Source organism: Bacillus aerolatus, from assembly GCF_009183655.1.
In the GTDB taxonomy this organism is placed as follows: domain Bacteria; phylum Bacillota; class Bacilli; order Bacillales; family Domibacillaceae; genus Pseudobacillus; species Pseudobacillus aerolatus.
The window spans coordinates 256,046-274,244 of sequence record NZ_WEIO01000002.1 but is presented as its reverse complement, the minus strand read 5'-3'; the positions used below and the strand labels follow the sequence as shown (position 1 = coordinate 274,244).

The following is an 18,199-nucleotide window of genomic DNA, read 5'->3' as shown; positions in this document are numbered from 1 at the left end:
ATCAGCTCCTGCCTTTCGAAAAGAAATAACGAAGCTTGGATATAAAGCTTTTTAATTCCGGCTCATTCGATGGGTATTGGCATCCATCTATATATGTTTTCACTGCTGCCTGCAGCGCCCAAGATACATTTGTATTCGGATAAGCGATCAGGAAAGGCGTTTGGGCGGCCACGGCTTTTCTCACGACAGCATTTTCAGGCAATACGCCAAGTTGGTTTGTCTCTCTTTGCAGAAACCTTTGAACGGCTTGCTGCAGCCGGTTAACGGCGTCACGCCCTTCTTTTTCAGAATCTGCCCGGTTGCATAAAAGATAAAAGGCACTTTCTCCGCCATGGGAATGAATATATTTCATCATAGAATAAGCATCTGTGATCGATGTCGGTTCAGGTGTAGTTACAACAATAATGTCGTCTACCGCCATTAAAATATTAAGCGTTTCTTTCGTGGCGCCAGCTCCCATATCAAACAACAAATAATCATACTGCCGCTGAAGCTCTTCTACTTCGCTCAGCCATCGGTTAAAATGGCTGCTGTTCCATTCTACTAACCGGCTGAGACCGGATCCCCCCAGAATATAAGAAATGCCTTCTCCATCTGTAAAAATTAAGTCTTTAAGAAAAGCTTCTTTTTCAAAAAAATCAGCAATGGAACGCTCTGCTATCTGTCCGGTTAGAACGTGGATATTCCCCATGCCGATATCCATATCAAATATCAACACTTTTTTTCCATTCCGGGTTAACTCAATGGCAAAATTCATCGAAATATTTGATTTCCCTACGCCGCCTTTTCCACTAACTACCGCAATTGTTTTTGCTTGTTTTCCTGAGAGCCGATGGAGTTTTTTACGCAGTGCTGCTGCTTGATCGTTATTGATCATAAGACCTCACCCAAAATAATATCCGCTATTTTTTCCGCGTCAGGTTGAATTAAATCATCCGGTACATTTTGCCCGTTAGTGATAAAGGCAATGGATTTTCTGTATCGGCAAATCGCGTTTACAATCGATCCGCGGCTCGTCGTTTCATCCATTTTTGTAAAAATCAATTGATGGACCGGTACAGTTGCAAACTGATCAATAATTTCGTACATATCCTCTTCTTTCGAAGTGAGGGCGATGACTAAATAATTTTTCATTCTTTCAAATGGGATCATTGCTTTTAACTCTTTAACAAATTGTTCTTCCCGGTAGTTTCGACCGGCCGTATCAATATAAACAATGTCATAATCCTTAAATTTTTCAATGGCTTGTTTTATGTCGGCCGATTTATACGCCACTTCTACTGGCACCTTCAATAAATCCGCGTATGTTTTTAATTGATCGATCGCCGCAATACGATACGTATCGGTCGTAATAAAAGCCGTTTTAAATTTTTGTTCCAGCACGCTGCCAGCAGCCATTTTAGCCAGCGTCGTCGTTTTACCGACACCTGTCGGCCCAATGATATTAATAAACTTTTTTGGATAAGCCGGCTGCTTCTCTTGGATTGGCTTAATCTTATCGATGAGCCACTGTCTGCTCCACACTGTGGCCATTTCTTCACTTACCTGGCCTTTTACCTCTTTCCATTTGTCAAAAAGAACCTGTTTTAACTCCAAAATTAACTCATCGGTTATTTCTTGTTTTTTCATTTTTAGTAACGGCAGCTTAAGCTCTTCCGGATAAGTGTCTAGTGAAAGTTGATCCGCTTTGGAAAATTGTTGCACCAACTGCTTTAATTCTTTTAGCTCTTTCGTCAGCTCTTCTTCGCTGTTTTTCTTGTGAGACGGCTGAGAAGCGGCACTGTTTTTTGAAACAGACACGGCAGCTGCCGGCTCTTTCGGCTGGGGGACCACATAAGAATTTGGATCAACCGCCGCCACTACTTCTATTAATTTCTTTTTAAACAAACCGAGAAATCCGCCAGTATACACAGTTTTCGATTGCAAAAGCACTGCTTGTTCTCCAAGCTCTGCACGAATTTTTTTCATCGCTTCCGGCATGGATGCGGCAGTATATTTTTTTACTTTCAATCTAAACTCACCACCCCTACACTTTGAACCTCGATGCTCGGTTCAAGTTCATTGTAAGACAGAATTGGCAATTGCGGAAAATACCTTTCAGCCAGCTGCCGAATATACATGCGGATGGCAGGTGAACATAGAATAATCGGAGTCTGCTGCATAAAAGAAACTTGCTCCACTTGGGCAGCCACTGCTTCTAATATTCGCTGCGAGTCCATCGGATCAAGAGATAAAAAGTTTCCGTGCTCTGTTTGCTGCACGCTGTCAGCGACAAGCTTTTCAATTTGTCCCGAGAGTGTAATCACTTTTAATGCTTCTCCTTCTTCTGTAAATTGTCCAGTAATTTGTCTGGCAAGCGCCTGGCGGACGTATTCTGTCAGCAAATCGGTATCAGATGACATTTTACCGAAATCAGCAAGCGTTTCAAAAATGACCGGCAAATTCCTGATTGAAATATTTTCCTTCAACAATTTAGCCAATACTTTTTGAATTTCTCCTACTGTCAGCGGAGATGGTGTTACTTCATCTACTAAAATGGGATATGATTCTTTTAAATGGTCTATCAGCTGCTGCGTTTCCTGCCGGCCGAGCAATTCATAAGCATTTGCTTTAATGACTTCCGTTAGATGAGTGGAAACAACGCTCGGCGGATCTACGACTGTGTACCCGAGAATCTCAGCCTGCTCTTTCATTTCTTCTGTAATCCATTTCGCCGGCAAACCAAAAGATGGTTCGACCGTATCAATACCTTCAATTAGATCATCGTCTTCACCGGGGCTCATTGCGAGATAATGATCGAGCAGCAAATCACCGGACGCCATAACACTTCCTTTTATTTTGACCCGGTATTCATTCGGCTGCAGCTGAATATTATCACGAATACGAACGACCGGAATAACAAGCCCGAGTTCAATAGCCAGCTGGCGGCGAATCATGACAACTCGGTCCAGCAAATCCCCCCCCTGGCTCGCATCGGCGAGCGGGATGAGTCCGTAGCCAAATTCAAACTCGATCGGGTCGATATTTAATAAGTTCACAACACTTTCCGGACTTTTCAACTCTTCCGTTTCCATTTCTTCTTCCGCTTCAAACACGTCCACTTCCTCTTTCTTCGGCGTGCGCTGCAACATATAGCCGCCAAGAGCAAGAGCACCGGCAATTGGAATCGTCAGTACATCATTAATCGGCGTGGCGACGCCGAGTAAAAAAATCGTGCCTGCTGCTACATAAAGCATCACCGGAAAAGCGAGAAGCTGTGACATAATGTCTTCACCGAGATTGCCTTTTGAAGCCGCTCTCGTTACGACGATCCCTGTTGCTGTGGAGATTAACAGCGCAGGTACTTGAGATACAATCCCGTCGCCTACCGTTAAAAGCGAATAGCGGGCGGCGGCTTCTGCCATCGGAAGACCTTGTTGGACCGCGCCGATAATGATGCCAAAAATCAGATTAATGATAACAATAATAATACCGGCAATCGCGTCTCCTTTAACAAACTTTGTCGCCCCGTCCATCGCGCCATAAAAATCAGATTCTCGGCTCACTTTTTCCCGCCGCTCTCTCGCTTCTGATTCGGAAATCATGCCGGCATTCAAGTCCGCATCAATACTCATTTGTTTCCCCGGCATTGCGTCAAGTGTAAAGCGGGCGGCGACTTCAGATACCCGCTCCGCTCCTTTCGTAATAACGACGAACTGAATAATAATTAAAATTAAGAAAACGACCATGCCGACGATAATGTTTCCACCGACAACGAATGTTCCAAATGTCTCGACAACGCCGCCAGCCTCGCCTTTGCTCAAAATCGAACGCGTTGTCGACACATTTAGCCCAAGACGGAATAACGTTAATAAGAGCAATAACGACGGGAAGACGGAAAACTCCAGTGCTTCTCTCATGTTCATTGATATGAGCAGCACTAAAAGCGCAAGAGAAATATTAATAATAATTAATACACTCAATAGCCATGAAGGAAGCGGAACAATTAGCATGGCAACTATTAAAATCACACTTAGTAATACGGAGATATCTCTTGCTTTCATTTCTCTCTCTCCTAACAACAAAACTTACAATTTATTTTTCAACCGGTACACATAAGCTAAAATTTCGGCGACCGCTTTAAAAAATTCTTCCGGAATCGGATGGCCAATTTCCGCTTGATCATAGAGCGCTCTTGCCAATGGCCGGTTCTCAATCACTTCCACCTTATTTTCACCCGCAACATATTTGATCTTTTGAGCGAGATAATCCACTCCTTTTGCGACGACAATCGGAGCATCTGACTGCTCTTCATCGTACTTTAAAGCGATGGCATAATGAGTCGGGTTCGTGATAACGACGTCGGCCTGCGGTACTTCCTGCATCATTCGGCTCATAGCCATTTCCCGCTGGCGTTGTTTAATTTTTGATTTAATGAGCGGGTCGCCTTCGATGTTTTTGTATTCATCTTTTATATCCTGCTTTGACATTCGGATACTTTTTTCGAAATCATATTTTTGGTATAAATAATCAAGCAGTGCCAAAAAGAGAAGCGCTCCGGAAGCCGCTGCTCCCATTTGTAAAGTTAAGGATCCAACCGTTTGCAGGGCGTCGGCAATTGATTTAAACGAAAGCTTCAGCACTTCTTCAATATTGGTCCAAAGAATGAAAAAAGTAACCGCACCAACAAACGTAATTTTCAACATGGACTTGAGCAGCTCCACGAGTGCTCTAACAGCGAAAATCCGTTTAAATCCCTTTATCGGATCCAACTTCTCCAGCTTTGGTTTAATGGGTTCTCCAGTCAGCAAAAAGCCGACTTGCAAATAATTGGCTGCCACTCCAGCTAATAGGGCAACCACCATAATGGGCCCTAGTATATAAATAAGCTGCTCCATGATTTCAAAAACAATTACTTTCAAATTCGCTTCTGTTACCGGCATAACAAGATAGTATTGAAGCGAATGGTGAAATAAACGAAAAATTTCGGTACCCATAAACGAAGCACCGATAAATAAGAAGCCAAACAGCGCCAGCAAGCTGATGGCTGTCGTCACATCCTGACTTTTTGCTACTTGCCCTTTTTTACGCGAGTCCTGCTTTTTTTTGGGGGTCGCTTTTTCAGTCTTTTCTCCGGCAAAAAATTGGAGATCCAGCTTTAATTTTTCCACATTACGCTCCCCCCATCAATGTCATCACGTTTCGCATCGTATACAGCATCATTTCAAACAACTGTTGGACTACTGTTAATATCACTCCCATGACGACAACCATAACGATAAAGGCCACACCAATTTTAAGAGGGAAACCGACAACGAAAATATTGAGCTGTGGGACAGTTCTAGCAACAATCCCCAATGCTACATCGACTAAAAATAGCGTAGCGACAACCGGCATCGCCATTTGAAATGCGATTAAAAACATCGCACTGAAGGCGCGGCTCATATATTCAGCTAAACCGCCAGTTTCAAAATGCAGCGTCAGCTGGTCAATCGGAATGTACTGATAGCTATAAAAGATGCCGTCCAAAATTAAGTGATGGCCGTTTAAAGCAAGCAGCAGCAACAGCGAAAACATGTATAAGTATTGCCCCATCAAAGGGCTTTGCGCTCCCGTTTGCGGATCGATGACATTGGCGATAGCAAACCCCATCTGAAAGTCAATCAATCCGCCGGCGATTTGAATGGCAGCTATCATCATATAAGCAGATAAGCCAATTAATAAGCCGACAAGCGCTTCTTTTAAAATAAGTAAAAAATATTCCCCATCGATCGCAAGCGGTGATACATCCATCGTGTAATACATTGTCCAGGAAAGCATGACAGCGAAGCCAATTCGATGCATCGCTGGAATCGTCCGGTGAGAAAATAACGGCATTGTAATAAAAAATGTGGAAACGCGGACGATCATTAATAATAAGACGGAAAAATCAGGTACTATATCTTCCATTCAATCAACCTACAAATCTCGTTAAATTCGTAAATATGTCCAGCGTATAAGAAAGCATTTTGCTGAGCATCCACGGGCCAAAGAAAATTAAGCCGACTAAAACAGCAACGATCTTCGGAATAAAGGCAAGTGTCTGCTCCTGAATTTGCGTAGTTGCCTGAAAAATACTGACCGCAAGCCCGACGACAAGCGCGACGACAAGAAGCGGCCCGCAAATGATAATGGTTGTGTAGACACCTTTCTCAGCTAAAGAGATGACCATTTCTGAATTCATTGTTCCACCTACTTAAAAGCTTTTCAGCAAAGATTGAATGACTAAATACCAGCCGTCCACGAGCACAAACAGCAAAATTTTAAAAGGCAGTGAAATCATAACCGGCGGAAGCATCATCATTCCCATTGACATTAAAATACTAGCAACGACCATATCAATGACAAGAAACGGAATGAAAATCATGAAGCCGATTTGAAAGGCTGTTTTTATTTCACTTAAGGCAAATGCCGGCACTAGTGAAGTGATCGGAATATCTTCCACTGTTTTTGGCCGTTCAGCACCCGAATAATTTAAAAACAGCTCTAAATCTTTCTGTCTCGTATGCTCACTCATAAATTCTTTTAATGGCAGACTCGCTTTGTCATACGCTTCCTCCAGATTAATTTCTTCATTAAATAAAGGAGTCAGCGCCTCATCGTTTATTTCTTGAAAGATGGGAGCCATTATAAAAAATGTCAAAAACAAAGCGAGCCCAAGCAGCACTTGTGTCGGAGGCATTTGCTGGGTTGCCAATGCAGATCTTACGAATGAAAGCACAATAATAATACGCGTAAAGCAAGTCATTAAAATTAATATACTCGGAGCCAGCGACAAAACGGTCAGCAGGAGAAAAAGTTTCACGGAAGTCGAAACGTTATCCGGAGAACTGTTATTAAAAAATTCCATAAACTCATTCATCGTGTTTCTTCTCCTTGCTGCTCATCTTCGAAATGGTTTGATTCCTGGATCTTTTCATCTCACTCAATTTACTTTCAAACATTTTTTTAAACTCGTCCTGCTTTCCATCTGTTGGTGTCTCTTTGCTTTTCCACTTGCTGATCAGTTTCGTAATCACGTCTTGCGGCTGAAGCATTTGGTCCATTTGCTCACTGTAATGGTCAATAAAACGAGTGAGTTCTTGTTCATCATCAATTTCTTTTATAAGTTGAATGTCTTCACCGACACCAAGAATTAATATGCGGTCGCCGACTTTTACCATTTGGATCGAACGATTGCCTCCAAGCGGCGATCCCCCCAAATGCTGAATCAGTTTCGTTTGTTGATAGGAGCGGCTTTTCTGGTTGACAAAGCGCAGTAAAAAATAAATAAGAGCAAGTACAAATGCAAGTGCCCCTATCATTTTTAGAAAGTCCCAGAACGTGACGCCAACCGCTCTTTCTTTTTCTATTTGTTGACTTTGGCCGCCCGGCTCATCCTCTTTCTGTCCTGTTTCCTGGCCACACTTCTCAGGGCTTTCCAAACAGTCTTTCACATTATTATCAAATGGCTCTGCTTGCGCAACAGATATATTGCCTGCAAACAGAGCCATGCTGAAGAGGATGAAAGCGAAAGGCTTAAAAAGTTGTTTGATCAAAGAACGCACCTTCTTAAGCTTATGCTAATGTTTTTGAGATTGCTTCAATGACACGGTCAGGCTGGAATGGCTTCACAATAAAGTCTTTCGCTCCTGCCTGAATAGCGTCAATTACCATTGATTGCTGGCCCATAGCGGAACACATAATGATTTTAGCATTTGGATCGTCTGCTTTAATTTCCTTCAAAGCGGTAATTCCGTCTTTCTCTGGCATGGTAATGTCCATCGTCACCAAGTCCGGCTGCAGTTCTTTATATTTTTCAACAGCTTGGGCTCCGTCAGCCGCTTCTCCGACCACTTCAAAGCCATTTTTAGACAAAATATCTTTAATCATCATGCGCATAAATGCGGCATCATCTACAACTAAAATGCGGTTTCCCATCTTCACTAACCCCCAAAATAAATTAATTTAAATTTTTCAGCCGGTCACTTTGGCTTAAAATATCCGTAATCCGTACACCAAAGTTTTCTTCTATCACGACTACTTCGCCTTTAGCAATTAAGCGGCTGTTAACAAGAATATCAACCGGCTCTCCAGCGAGTTTGTCCAGTTCAATAATTGACCCTGCCGACAAGTCGAGAATATCTTTAACAGATCGGTTTGTGCGGCCAAGCTCTACGGTCACTTGCAGCGGGATATCTAACAGCATGTTCAAATTCTGCGCTTCATGTTCCTGCAGCGTTGCTTGTTCAAATGAAGCAAAAGAAGCAGGCTGGACGTTGACTATCGGCTGTGGCTGAGCCGGAATATTCACCGATTGGTTGTTTGGTTGCCCAGTCTGGAGCACTTCTTCAGCCGGAGCGGGCGGCGCCTGGGTTGGCGCTGTCTGTTGTTGCGGCTGCTGGCTTGTCTGTGCCGTTTGAATTGGCTCAGGCCGGGCCTGCTGAGGTGCTTCAGTTGCGGCTGCTGTTTCGGCGGACGGATTCATCAGTTCATGAACCAACCCTTTCGCAAACTCGAGCGGGACAAGCTGCATAATATTCGAATCAATTAAATCGCCAATCGTTAAACGGAAAGAAATCTTGACGAGCAAATCTTGTTCTTGTAAAGGCTCTTCACCTTTCCCTAAATTTAAATCCATTAACGCAATAGAAGGCGGTGATATATCAACCCGTTTGTTAAAAATAGTTGACATGGATGTGGCAGCCGAACCCATCATTTGATTCATCGCTTCCTGCACCGCGCTAAGTTGAATTTCACCTAGATTTGGATCGGGGCTCGTGCCGTCGCCTCCGAGCATTAAATCGGCAATAATCGATGCATCTGTTTGTTTAATAACAAGCAAGTTCGTTGCACTCATAAAGCCTTCTGTATATTCCACTTCAATCGCTACATATGGATAAGGGAATTCATCTTTTATGTTTTTACGATTAATAATAGTGACTGTCGGAGTTGTAATTTCTACTTTTTGATTTAACAAACTGGAAAGTGCCGTCGCAGAGCTGCCGAATGAAATGTTACCAATTTCACCAAGCGTATCTTGCTCAAAAGAATCTAAGTATTGTTCTGTCCCTCCTGCAGCTGGATCACTCATTTCTTCAATTTCGATATTGTCATCGGCTGTGCCTTTTAACAAGGCATCGATTTCTTCTTGTGAAAGCATACCGTCACCCATGGTCTTCCTCTCCCCCCTTTATAATATCTAAAATTTGGATGGCCATTTTTTTGTTTACTTTCCCCGGCTGTGCCGTGAACTTTGGGATGTCGCCAATTTTCACAGTCAACGGCTCATCTATACGCTTTTCTAGTTCGATGACATCCCCAACGGAAAGTGCCAGGAAGTCTTCAACTGTAATACTTGAACCGCCGAGTTCAGAAATAACGGAAACTTCCGCTTTTTGTATGCGTTTTTGTAGATTCTCAAATTCTTCTGGTTTTCTTTCTTTTTTATCCGTATTTTGCATCCAATAATGGACAGAAAGTTTCGGGATAATCGGCTCTAAAACAACATGAGGAATACAGATATTAATCATTCCCGTCGTTTCGCCAATTGTCGTATCTAATGATATCACAACAACTGTTTCATTCGGAGATACCATCTGCAAAAACTGAGGATTTACTTCAAAGTCCGTCATAAGCGGATCGATATCTACAAGGTTGACCCATGCTTCGCGGTAATTTTCAAAAGAACGTTCAAATACGTTTGACATAATCTTTGTCTCTATTTCCGTTAGGCCATCGACATTGTTCACGCTTGCTCCGCGTCCTCCAAGCAGCCTGTCCAAAATAGCGTAAGCAATATTCGGATTTACTTCCATTAGAATACGGCCGTCGAGCGGCGGCACTTCGAATACATTTAAAACGGTCATATTTGGAATGGAGCGGATAAATTCTTCATAAGGAATTTGATCGGTGGATACGACTGAAATTTGGACGAACGTCCGAAGCTGTGCTGAGAAAAAGGTCGTTAATATCCGAGCGAAGTTATCATGCATCCTCGTTAAACTACGGATTTGGTCTTTTGAAAACCGAAGCGCCCTCTTAAAATCGTAAACTTTTACTTTTTTCTCCTGCTCTTCTTTTTTCAGTTCTTCAGCGTCCATTTCTCCTGTTGATAAAGCGGACAACAGGGCATCTATTTCGTTTTGCGATAAAACCTCTCCTGGCATGCTGTCACCTCCGTCAATTAGATTATCACTTATTATTGAATAATATAAGAGGTGATATAAACGTCAAGAACCTTGCCATCCTGCATAATTTCATTCAACTGTGTTCTCAGCTGATTCGTCAATTGTTCTTTTCCTTTTTTCCCTTGCAAGTCAGTGGATTTCAGTTCAGATAACTGTTCAATAATAATGTTCTTCGCCTGGAAGTCACGCTTAGTCATTTCTTCCTTCGCTTTTTTGCTGTCTGTCTGAATTTTAAACGAGATGCGGATATAGTCATCGGATGCGAGATTCGTTGTCATTTCCGGAATATCGACGGACGATTCAATCACCTCATCAATACTGGGCGCATGGGCACTGCCTTCGTTAGAGGACTTTAAAATCACAACGATAGCTGCTGTACCTGTTAGTAAAATAACCGTCAGCATCACGAGCATAATTGTCAGCAGCTTGTTTGTACCTTTCGCAGACTTCGCTTCAGTCTCCATTCTCCATCTCTCCTCGTTCCATTTTTCCTAATATGTGTACCCGACGATAAAACTCCTCCATCTGCTTCCTTACTTCCGATTCCGTTTCGCGGACGAGATACTTTTTCCCGTTCGAAAGCGTAATCGTCGTATCCGGGAAGCTCTCGATCGTCTCAATATAAAGAGCATTCAACGAAAAAGGCTTGCCGTTTAACCTCGTCACAATAATCAATAACATTACAGGACTGAAGCGGCAGCTCCAGTCCTGACACCCCCTTTGTTTATCAATCAGTCATTAACGTTTCAAGTTTACTAGTTCTTGTAAAATCTCATCCGACGTCGTAATAATACGCGTATTCGCCTGGAACCCCCGCTGTGCTACGATCATTTCCGTAAACTCTTCGGAAAGATCGACATTGGACATTTCAAGTGTGCCGGAGACGATTGTACCAGCTCCGTTTTCGCCAGGATTCTCAGATGACGCTATTCCCGAATTAGTCGTTTCCTCAAACAGATTATTTCCAACTTTCTCTAAGCCATCTGGATTTGGAAACTTGGCAATTTCAATTATTCCTGCTTCTGTTAATTCCCCATCTTCATCCACATAATTTACTGTGCCATTAGAGCCGATACTAATACTTTTAGCAGTGGAAGGGATATTAATAGAAGGCTCTATTCTTAAACCATCACTATTAACTAAATCTCCATCTTTGTCTAAATAAAGGTTTCCTGCTCTCGTGTAAAGAGTATTATCTCCATCTTTCACTTGAAAAAAGCCATCTCCAGAAATAGACAGGTCAAGAGTACGTGTGGTTGTTTGTAAACTTCCCTGTGTATGAATAGTATCTATTGCACCCAATTGGCTGCCAAGTCCTACTTGTTTCGGATTAGTTCCACCCCGCGTATCCCCAGGTGCACTAGCCCCTGAAACTTGCTGACTAACCATATCTTTAAACGTCACGCGGCCTTTTTTGAAGCCGAATGTGTTTACGTTTGCGATGTTGTTGCCGATGACGTCTAATTTATTTTGAAAGCCTTTCATTCCACTGATTCCTGAGTACATTGAACGTAACATTTATTATTTTTCCCCTTTCGAATGGGCCTGATTTAGAAGGTTCGGCCCCTTGTCTTTCTGTGAAGGATCCATTCTTTTGTTTCTACATTAATATCGGTTATGGTGCCGTTATAATTAGGTCTTTTTTGTGAAGTTTAATAGTTTCAGCCAAAATAATTCAGCTATTATTTTTCAATTTTTATTAGTGAAGAGGTGCTGATTTTTTCGCCTTTATCGAGTTGGAGCCAAACAGACCCGTCTTTCATCGAAACGGACTGGACGGTGCCATTTTGTTCGACCCCATCTTTACTCCAGGTGACTTTGTGTCCAATCAAATGGCTGGCATCGACGAGCGAATGACTGTTGCCGGATGAGCCGCCGCCTTTTACCTCTGAAATATTGGCGGGTTCAAGAATTGTACCGTCCGCCATGACAAATTGAACACCGTTTTCTTTAAATTGGATGGAAGTGATCGTGCCTGTTCCTTGCTGGACAACCGGTTCCGCATTCGGGCCACTGTTTTCCACAATTTTGTGCCATGTCACTTCTTTGCCGACAAATGAGTTGTAGCTGATCATTTGTGAAGATTGCTGCATTTGCAGAAATTTATCAAAAGAGGTCGCCATATTCGTCATTTGTTCAAGCGAAGAAAAGGTCGCCATTTGCGCAATAAAGTCCTTGTCTTCCATCGGACTCAACGGGTCCTGGTTTTGCAGCTGCGTCATTAAAATCTTTAAAAATTCATCTTTTCCAAGTGCACTATTTCCCGTCTTCGGCTGTTGTTGGTTATTTGCTAAGTATAAACTCGGGTCTATTTTTGCCATGGGCTTTTTTAAACCTCCATATTGATTAGTAGATCTTTAAAGTCTTCTGCTGGTTGGTCATCTGTTTCAGTTGTTTCAGCCTGCGCTTGCGGCTGTTGCTGACGGGATTGCTGCTGCTGCTGGCGATCAAATTTTTGCGGTTCCGCTTGATTGTATGTGAGTTCGATTTTATCTACTGATATACTTTGCTGGTTGAAAGCATGCTTCAAGCTACTCATGTTCTGTTCAAGCAAATCTTTCACCATCGATGTCGAGGAAAGAATTTTAGCCGTCATTACGCCGTTTTGCTGAAGTAGTTCAATGCGCAAACTGCCAAGCTGCTCCGGGTAAAGTCTGAGCAGCAACTTCGCTCCGTTCGGCAGTTTCATCAAGTTTGAGTTTCCAAGAATTTGCGAAAACTTTTCCATAAACTGTTCCATATTCATTGGACGCGGAGTTGTCTGTACTGTCATCGAGAACGCTTCCGTCCGGCCGAGCGGATGAAAAAATGGCTGTAACTGTACGGTGGTTTCTTTTCCTGGCGCTGAAGGAGGAGCTGTTTGTTCAGCGGCTGCTCCTTGCAGAAAGGTTTCGGTATTATTTGCGAGCTTAAGTCTAGGCCCGGCCGCTGCAGGTTGCAGAAAGTTATGAAAAGCTTTTTGTAAAATCGCTGCCCGGCTGTCTGACTGCGGCTGAGACAATAATCTGCCCAGCTTGTCTGCAATGTCTTTCATCATGTCTTTTAATACTGTTTGCAGCGGCACTTCTTTTACGTTCATATCCGCGTGCTCGCCAAACAATCCCCAAAGCTTTCCGGCTTGCATAACTGTTTGTACAGTTTTTTCATCAAGTTTCACCCACTCTTGTTGAGGCACAGCAGCCAATAGCTGAATTGCTTGTAATAAATGATCCACTTCTATTTCTTCTGCCTTTTCAGCTGAAGGCAACAGTTCTTCAATTGGTGTTTTTTCTGTTGTTTCATTTGTTCCATTCATTCCAGAAGAATCACTTAGCTGCAAAAAAAGTTCGTCTGTAACTTTTCCCCACTCATTTGCATCTATGCCAGTAAGAACATTGAGCGGTTGGATGGTGGCAGCCACTTTCTCTGCGTTGATCAAAGCGGTAAGCTGTTCACTTAGTTTTTTTATACTGCGCTGCAGCTGTTCAACACTTATTCCAAGAAAAGCAGCAAGCTCTTCAAATGAAGGCATTTTTCCGTCTGCCATCCATTCTCTTACAATCTTTTTGACAGCTTCCGGTATATCGCGCATGCCTTCCAGACTCACTGACTCTGCTATTTGTTTTTCAAGTGCTATTCTCTCCTGTACCGGACTAGATATTGTTTCTTGAACCAGCTGGCTGCTTTGCCTGCTAAGAACAGCTTTGAAATCCGAGGTGGACGCTGTCTGCTGTTTTGCAGGCTCCTGCTTGATGTTTGCCCGGGTTGAGAGCGCGTTTACTACTTGCACCATGATCCTTGCCATCCCCTTGCTTTTTCTATAATCACCAGCTGCTTCCGCTTCACTAGGAAGCGCTGGAAAGTAATTTCGTATATTTGGCAGCTGTTTCCGGAGGAAGTTTTTCCAAAATATCGGCCTGCTTCTCCGTGCTCATTTCCGATAATATCTGTACAGCTTCATTATCGGTTAAATTCACTAAAATGTTAGCGATATTTTTCGAAGACATCGATTCATACGTGTTGATTAGTTTATTATCTTGTTTATCTTCTGTAACGGTCGTTTCTTCTTGTTTTTTCAGCTTCTCTATTTCTACTTCTAACCGGTCTTTTTCTGTTAACAGTTCCTCGATTTCTTTATCGGATGATTCTAATTTTTTTTCAAGCTGTTCGACCTTTGCTTCTTTGTTCTTTATTTCCGCCTGCAGGGAAACCACTTTCTCTTTATCTGTTTGGCCATCTTTCGCTGAGGAGCCGCTGTCCATCATATCCGAAATGACCGGCAGATTTCCCCCAAGCTCTTTTGCTTTTTCGAAGATATTTACGCCGGCGACCGTCATAACGATTAACGCAATGGTGATCGCAAACAGCAATGGAATTACGAGAACAAAAAGAATCCATTGAAACACGCTGTACCCTTTTTCTTCTTCCATTTCCACGTATTCTGTTTTCTTTTTCTTTGCCAAGACCATCACCTATTTTCCGCGGTTCATGAATTGAATGGCTGAAATTTCATCCATTTGTTTGTTTTCATCTATTAACAGACTTTCTTTAAAGCGTTCAAAATCTTTTTCTTTCATTTTTTCATATTTTTTCACTTCTATATTTTTTTCTCTTAACTGCTGCTCACACCATTGCATTTGGCTGCGGGCATTGATGACGACTTGCTGCTGGTAGTTGATTGTTTGCTCAAGGTTGGAGACGAACAGTTGATAGTGTTGGATTTCATGAATGGAAAAACCGCTGACCATTTTCGTTTCTTGAAAATCGATTAAACCTTCTTTTCTCTTTAAAAGAGAATACAGTTTTTCGGCAGCTTCTTCGAAGTTCTTTAACGCTTCATTATAAATGGTTTGTGTTTCTTCTTTTTCCCGCTCTTTTAACTGCAATATTTTTTGGAATTTATAATTGTACGCCATGCTTACCACTCTCCTTTTTCAGCTAACTGAATAAGAGACGCCACACTTTCTTCCAGTGATACCTTTTCATCTGTCCGCTGTTTTAAATAAGAAATGATTTTAGGGTAGTATTCAATCGCACGATCAATCTCTGCGGACGAGCCTTTTTTATACGCGCCGATATTGATCAAGTCTTCGGAATTCAAATACGTGCTCATCATATCCCTGACATGAATGGCTGCTTGCTTATGTTCTTCTGACGCCAGATGACTCATTAATCGGCTGACGCTTTTTAATACATTGATCGCCGGATATTGACCTTTGTTGGCAAGGGCGCGGTCAAGGACGATATGCCCGTCCAGTATGCCTCTGACTGCATCGGCAATCGGTTCATTCATATCATCGCCGTCTACAAGCACAGTATAAAAAGCCGTTATCGTGCCGAAATCATTCGTGCCTGTGCGTTCCAAGAGCTTCGGCATAATAGCAAAGACCGAAGGAGTATACCCTTTCGTTGCCGGCGGTTCGCCGACCGCAAGGCCCACTTCCCGCTGTGCCATGGCCACCCTTGTAACGGAGTCCATCATGAGCATAACGTTTAAACCTTTGTCCCTGAAATACTCGGCAATCGCTGTCGCTGTAAATGCTCCTTTGATTCTCATTAAGGCCGGCTGATCAGATGTAGCGGCAACGACGATAGAACGTGAACGCCCTTCCGGTCCAAGATCTCTTTCAATAAATTCTCTTACTTCCCTGCCCCGCTCACCAATTAAAGCGATGACATTCAAGTCTGCTTTTGTATTGCGGGCAATCATGCCTAGCAGCGTACTTTTGCCAACGCCGCTTCCTGCAAAAATGCCAATCCGCTGGCCTTTGCCGACAGTCAGCATGCTGTCAATCGCCCGGACTCCTACTTCGAGCCGGTCGCTGATTGGCGGCCGGCTGAGAGGGTTCGGCGGACTTTGCTCTGTACCAACGGATGTAAGAGTTTTTGATAGGGAAGACCCATCCATCGGCTCCCCCATCGAATCAACAACTTTCCCAATCAATGAAGGACCTACTTTAATGGCAAGCGGATGACCTAATGACTCCACGAGACTTCCAGGTGAAATATCACTAATGTCAGCGTAAGGCATTAAAACGACCATTTCGTCTTTAAAGCCAATTACTTCCGCGCGAATCGCTTTGTCTTTAGCAGATCCATTCGGGTAAATAACACAAACATCGCCAATGGATGCTTCCGGTCCTTGTGATTCAATCATTAAACCGACCACTCTTTTTATCCGGCCATAGCGCTTAAACGTATCCAGGCTGGCAATTTTTTGAGCGAGTTTGGATAATTTCAATTTTCTTCACCTTCAAGGAGTTCAAATAGTTGCTTGCGCAGTTGCTGCAGCTGACTGTCGAGACCAACATCAATTCGCCCCTGTTTCGTTTCAATAAAGCAGCCATCTTCTTCAAGTTTTTCGTTCGGATAAATATAGCAAAGAGTATCAACCGGAAACATCGCTTCAATTTCTTCTTTTTGATCGACAACGAGCGAATAATGGGCGGGGTGAACGTGAATTTGAATTTCCTTTTGGTCGGGCATATCTTTTAATGCCTGTTTAATCATCGTAAGAAAAACATATTCGTTTTCTTTCAGCTGCTGGCCAATTATTTTTTCAGCTGATTTAACCGCTAAATCTAAAATGGTTTTATCAGCACGCTGGACGTTTGTTTCATATTCTTTTTTGGAACATTCTACTGTTTCTTTCGCCGTCTCAATCAGCTCCACATAATCGTTGTAGCCTGCTTTATATCCCTGCTCACTTCCGGTACTGAATCCTTCTTCATACGCCTGTTCGGCTAATGCCTGTTTCTCCGCTCCCCACGCTTGTTTTTGATGTTCTATTTCCTGCTCTATTTCGCGGCGGCGCCGTTCTGCCTGTTCAATTATGGAGCGGGCATCGGCCTCCGCCTCTTCAATGATCTTTATTTTTTCTTCTTCAAAATAAGCGGATTGAACAGGCACTGCCTCTTCATTACCCGATAATTGAACCGGAGGATAAAAAGTTTTTATTTTTATTGTTTTATCCGCTTCTCGATTGCTTTCTGTTCGATGGGATTTAATTATTCTAGACAATAATGTCATCTCCCCCGCCACGGGCGATAATAATTTCACCAGCTTCCTCGAGTCTGCGGATCGTACTTACGATACGCGACTGCGCTTCTTCCACGTCACGCAGACGGACAGGACCCATAAATTCCATTTCTTCCTTAAATGTTTCCACCATCCGTGTAGATATATTGCGGAAAACAACATTTTTTACTTCTTCACTGGAAACTTTTAACGACAGCAGTAAGTCTTCATTTTCACAATCACGAATGACACGCTGGATCGAACGGTTATCCAATGTAACGATGTCTTCAAAGACGAACATCCGCTTTTTAATTTCTTCCGCGAGTTCTGGATCTTGAATTTCAAGAGCATCTAAAATAGTTTTCTCAGTAGCACGGTCTACTCCGTTTAACACTTCCACGACCGCTTCCACGCCGCCTGTCTGTGTATAATCTTGTGTTACGGTTGCACTCAGCTTCCGTTCAAGGATTGCTTCTACTTCATTAATAATTTCAGGAGACGTGCTGTCCATAATGGCAATTCTCCGTGCAATGTCTGCCTGCACATCTTGCGGCAGTTCAGAAAGAATTTGGCCGGCTTGCTGCGGATCCAAATAGGACAAAATTAAAGCGATCGTTTGCGGGTGTTCATTTTGGATGAAGTTTAAAATTTGACTCGCTTCTGCCCTGCGCGCGAAGTCAAACGGTCTAACCTGCAAGGAAGAGGTAAGCCTGTTAATAATATTTTGAGCCTGGTCTTTGCCAAGAGCCTTTTCAAGGACTGTCTTAGCATAGCCGATTCCGCCTTGTGTAATATAATCCTGAGCTAGTGCGATATTATGAAACTCTTCAAATACTTCTTCTTTTGCCTCGGCGTCAACTTTCTTTACTCCCGAAATTTCCAGAGTGAGCCGCTCAATCTCCTCTTCCGATAAATGTTTATACACAGAAGCGGATACATCTGGACCGAGAGAAATAAGTAGAATGGCGGCTTTTTGTTTTCCTGTTAACTTTTTCTCTCTAACGACCATTTTCACA

General features: G+C 42.9%; 21 protein-coding genes. All 21 read right to left on the bottom strand.

The window, feature by feature from the left end:
- Nucleotide 1: 1 nt before the first annotated feature.
- The 21 genes from F9802_RS04990 to fliG all read right to left on the bottom strand — a co-directional run bounded on the left by F9802_RS04990 (nucleotide 2) and on the right by fliG (nucleotide 18,192).
- A complete protein-coding gene (locus tag F9802_RS04990) occupies nucleotides 2–877 on the bottom strand; it encodes a MinD/ParA family protein (protein WP_152150055.1) in 876 nt (291 codons plus the stop codon).
- Nucleotides 874–2,010 (bottom strand): flagellar biosynthesis protein FlhF, encoded by a 1,137-nt coding sequence (gene flhF, locus F9802_RS04985; RefSeq protein WP_152150054.1) that lies wholly within the window; start codon nucleotides 2,008–2,010, stop codon nucleotides 874–876. Before flhF ends, F9802_RS04990 begins: the two co-directional genes overlap by 4 nt.
- Complete coding sequence (flhA, locus tag F9802_RS04980; protein WP_152150053.1) at nucleotides 2,007–4,043, bottom strand: flagellar biosynthesis protein FlhA; 2,037 nt, start codon at nucleotides 4,041–4,043, stop codon at nucleotides 2,007–2,009. Before flhA ends, flhF begins: the two co-directional genes overlap by 4 nt.
- A 24-nt stretch (nucleotides 4,044–4,067) precedes the next feature.
- The gene (gene flhB / locus F9802_RS04975) at nucleotides 4,068–5,150 is read right to left on the bottom strand and encodes a flagellar biosynthesis protein FlhB (protein ID WP_152150052.1); all 1,083 of its coding nucleotides are present in this window, start codon (nucleotides 5,148–5,150) and stop codon (nucleotides 4,068–4,070) included.
- 1 nt (nucleotide 5,151) lies between these two features.
- A complete protein-coding gene (fliR, locus tag F9802_RS04970; RefSeq protein WP_152150051.1) occupies nucleotides 5,152–5,928 on the bottom strand; it encodes a flagellar biosynthetic protein FliR in 777 nt (258 codons plus the stop codon).
- 4 nt (nucleotides 5,929–5,932) lie between these two features.
- A complete protein-coding gene (gene fliQ, locus F9802_RS04965) occupies nucleotides 5,933–6,202 on the bottom strand; it encodes a flagellar biosynthesis protein FliQ (RefSeq protein ID WP_152150050.1) in 270 nt (89 codons plus the stop codon).
- A 12-nt stretch (nucleotides 6,203–6,214) separates the two neighbouring features.
- Complete coding sequence (fliP, locus tag F9802_RS04960; protein WP_152150049.1) at nucleotides 6,215–6,880, bottom strand: flagellar type III secretion system pore protein FliP; 666 nt, start codon at nucleotides 6,878–6,880, stop codon at nucleotides 6,215–6,217.
- Nucleotides 6,873–7,556, bottom strand: coding sequence for a flagellar biosynthetic protein FliO (locus F9802_RS04955; protein ID WP_152150048.1), 684 nt, complete (start codon nucleotides 7,554–7,556; stop codon nucleotides 6,873–6,875). The genes fliP and F9802_RS04955 overlap by 8 nt, the downstream gene beginning before the upstream one ends.
- Nucleotides 7,557–7,575: 19 nt before the next feature.
- Nucleotides 7,576–7,938, bottom strand: coding sequence for a response regulator (locus F9802_RS04950; protein ID WP_152150047.1), 363 nt, complete (start codon nucleotides 7,936–7,938; stop codon nucleotides 7,576–7,578).
- A gap of 22 nt (nucleotides 7,939–7,960) precedes the next feature.
- Nucleotides 7,961–9,172, bottom strand: a complete 1,212-nt coding sequence (gene fliY, locus F9802_RS04945; RefSeq protein WP_152150046.1) for a flagellar motor switch phosphatase FliY — start codon at nucleotides 9,170–9,172, stop codon at nucleotides 7,961–7,963.
- Nucleotides 9,165–10,166 (bottom strand): flagellar motor switch protein FliM, encoded by a 1,002-nt coding sequence (gene fliM, locus F9802_RS04940; protein WP_152150045.1) that lies wholly within the window; start codon nucleotides 10,164–10,166, stop codon nucleotides 9,165–9,167. The genes fliY and fliM overlap by 8 nt, the downstream gene beginning before the upstream one ends.
- A gap of 32 nt (nucleotides 10,167–10,198) precedes the next feature.
- Nucleotides 10,199–10,651, bottom strand: a complete 453-nt coding sequence (gene fliL, locus F9802_RS04935; protein ID WP_152150044.1) for a flagellar basal body-associated protein FliL — start codon at nucleotides 10,649–10,651, stop codon at nucleotides 10,199–10,201.
- A complete protein-coding gene (locus tag F9802_RS04930; protein WP_152150284.1) occupies nucleotides 10,641–10,862 on the bottom strand; it encodes a flagellar FlbD family protein in 222 nt (73 codons plus the stop codon). Before F9802_RS04930 ends, fliL begins: the two co-directional genes overlap by 11 nt.
- Nucleotides 10,863–10,925: 63 nt before the next feature.
- Nucleotides 10,926–11,705 (bottom strand): flagellar basal body rod protein FlgG, encoded by a 780-nt coding sequence (flgG, locus tag F9802_RS04925; protein WP_152150043.1) that lies wholly within the window; start codon nucleotides 11,703–11,705, stop codon nucleotides 10,926–10,928.
- A 164-nt stretch (nucleotides 11,706–11,869) separates the two neighbouring features.
- Nucleotides 11,870–12,508 (bottom strand): flagellar hook assembly protein FlgD, encoded by a 639-nt coding sequence (gene flgD / locus F9802_RS04920; protein WP_152150042.1) that lies wholly within the window; start codon nucleotides 12,506–12,508, stop codon nucleotides 11,870–11,872.
- A gap of 8 nt (nucleotides 12,509–12,516) precedes the next feature.
- A complete protein-coding gene (locus F9802_RS04915) occupies nucleotides 12,517–13,959 on the bottom strand; it encodes a flagellar hook-length control protein FliK (RefSeq protein WP_191991764.1) in 1,443 nt (480 codons plus the stop codon).
- Nucleotides 13,960–14,011: 52 nt separating this feature from the next.
- A complete protein-coding gene (locus F9802_RS04910) occupies nucleotides 14,012–14,629 on the bottom strand; it encodes a MotE family protein (RefSeq protein WP_191991763.1) in 618 nt (205 codons plus the stop codon).
- 9 nt (nucleotides 14,630–14,638) lie between these two features.
- Nucleotides 14,639–15,082 carry a flagellar export protein FliJ gene (gene fliJ, locus F9802_RS04905; protein WP_152150039.1) on the bottom strand — a complete coding sequence of 148 codons (444 nt, stop codon included), beginning with the start codon at nucleotides 15,080–15,082 and terminating at the stop codon, nucleotides 14,639–14,641.
- A gap of 2 nt (nucleotides 15,083–15,084) precedes the next feature.
- Complete coding sequence (fliI, locus tag F9802_RS04900) at nucleotides 15,085–16,407, bottom strand: flagellar protein export ATPase FliI (protein ID WP_152150038.1); 1,323 nt, start codon at nucleotides 16,405–16,407, stop codon at nucleotides 15,085–15,087.
- A complete protein-coding gene (gene fliH / locus F9802_RS04895; protein ID WP_191991762.1) occupies nucleotides 16,404–17,186 on the bottom strand; it encodes a flagellar assembly protein FliH in 783 nt (260 codons plus the stop codon). Before fliH ends, fliI begins: the two co-directional genes overlap by 4 nt.
- A complete protein-coding gene (gene fliG, locus F9802_RS04890) occupies nucleotides 17,179–18,192 on the bottom strand; it encodes a flagellar motor switch protein FliG (protein ID WP_152150036.1) in 1,014 nt (337 codons plus the stop codon). Before fliG ends, fliH begins: the two co-directional genes overlap by 8 nt.
- Between the last annotated feature and the right edge of the window lie 7 nt (nucleotides 18,193–18,199).